The sequence below is a fragment of the Mesorhizobium sp. ORS 3428 genome, from assembly GCF_001854785.1.
Taxonomy (GTDB): Bacteria; Pseudomonadota; Alphaproteobacteria; order Rhizobiales; family Rhizobiaceae; genus Mesorhizobium.
The window spans coordinates 1-1,520 of the sequence record NZ_MDFL01000084.1; the positions used below are offsets into that span (position 1 = coordinate 1).

The following is a 1,520-nucleotide window of genomic DNA, read 5'->3' on the forward strand; positions in this document are numbered from 1 at the left end:
CCCAGGTGCCGGCGCGGCGGATGATGCCCTTGTCCTGCAATCGGAAGACGAAGTCAGCGTCCTCATAGCCCCAGCCTGTGAAGGTCTCGTCGAAGCCGCCGACCGAAAGCGCATCGCTTTTCCAACAGGCGAGATTGCAGCCCTTAATGCGCCGGAAGACGAAGGAACGATAAACCGACATCCTCCCCCAGCGTGGCAGCCGGACGAAAAACGCCGTGATCTTGGAAATATCGCCTTTCAAGCGGTGGCGCAGGACATTCCGGCGGAAGGCTTGGTAGTTCCAAGTTCCTTCAGCCAGCAGCGCCTTGCTGAACTCCTGGCCAAGCAGAATGYGGCTGCCGGTGATGAGGTAGTTCGGCCGGGCCAGCGCGCGATGCTGGGCGACGAAGTCGGGCTGCAGGATGCAGTCGCCGTCAACGAAGATCAGATAGGAGCCGCGAGCCTCGCAGATGGCCTTGTTCAGGATTGYGGAACGGCGAAAGCCGATATCCTCATGCCAGACATGCCTGACCGGTACCGGTGCGGAGCGGGAAAACGCCTCGATCACCTCGGCCGTGTCGGGCCGTGATCCGTCATCGGCGACGATGACCTCGAAGCCGCGCTCGATTTGRCTGGCGAGCGACTGCAGACTGAGCCTCAGCGCTTCCGGCCAGTTGTAGGTGTTGACGATCACTGAAATCAACGGAGGTTTGGACAGGATCATAAAAACGCCMCTGTCGTTTCTTCGCGCCGATCGAAAATGTATCGAAGCACGTGGCAAAGACGTACCCTTCCGCGCCTGTATATTGCGCGGAGTATCCCTCCAGGCATTTGCTGTACCCCACCCCGAAAACCCCGCTACTTTCTATTGTGGACGATCGGTTTTCGTCAATATCGCCGGCCTTTTATTTGATACGGCAAAACCGACGAATGCCGGCAGGCAGACGACGGCTCGGCACGGCGGGTTCGAACTCCGCGAATTAACGGAATCGGAAGGGGTTGTTTAACGCTTCGCTACTATGCCCCGCCTCGGGGGGCATGACAGAGTGAGCACGATGAACGACAGCGCCGAAAAGCGCAATGAATGGCGCGCCATACTCTACGTCCAGGCCCGTGTTGCCGTTCTGTTTGTGCCGATCCTTCTCAGCCTTCTGGTGATAAGCATGATCGCCGGCAACGAGCGCAAATCCGTTCCCGACGGCATCGACCGGACCGTCACCAGTTCRGTGAAAWAGCGGCTCGCCTGTCCTCTGACCGGCTGGTCTGCACCGATCCCTTCGATAACGCCGCGGCGGCGGAGGGGCGCATGTCCAGCAGGTGCACGCCTTGCCCGTTTCCGTGCTAGTGTTGCGGCGGCCTCAACTGTGGTCGCATGAGGCTGCATTGGCACGAGGGGCTCATCCATGTCGCGTTGCGGGGACGTCTACGAAAACAGGGTGACCGGGGAATATGCGGTGATCCTGCGCGGCAGCGAGGACCGTGGCGACGGCCCCGGTATTGCCCATCTGACGGCACGACCGGGAGCCGCGGTGGTGGGCGAG

2 protein-coding genes are annotated in these 1,520 nt (G+C 60.6%); one reads left to right on the plus strand and one right to left on the minus strand.

The annotated features are described in order from the left end of the window. A partial coding sequence (locus tag ORS3428_RS08495; RefSeq protein WP_071096416.1) for a glycosyltransferase family 2 protein occupies nt 1–703 on the minus strand: 703 nt, incomplete at its 3' end. Between the two features lie 331 nt (nt 704–1,034). Between ORS3428_RS08495 and ORS3428_RS31350 the strand changes: the two genes are divergently transcribed. Continuing rightward, nucleotides 1,035–1,355 carry a hypothetical protein gene (locus ORS3428_RS31350; RefSeq protein ID WP_083355060.1) on the plus strand — a complete coding sequence of 107 codons (321 nt, stop codon included), beginning with the start codon at nt 1,035–1,037 and terminating at the stop codon, nt 1,353–1,355. Nucleotides 1,356–1,520: the final 165 nt, after the last annotated feature.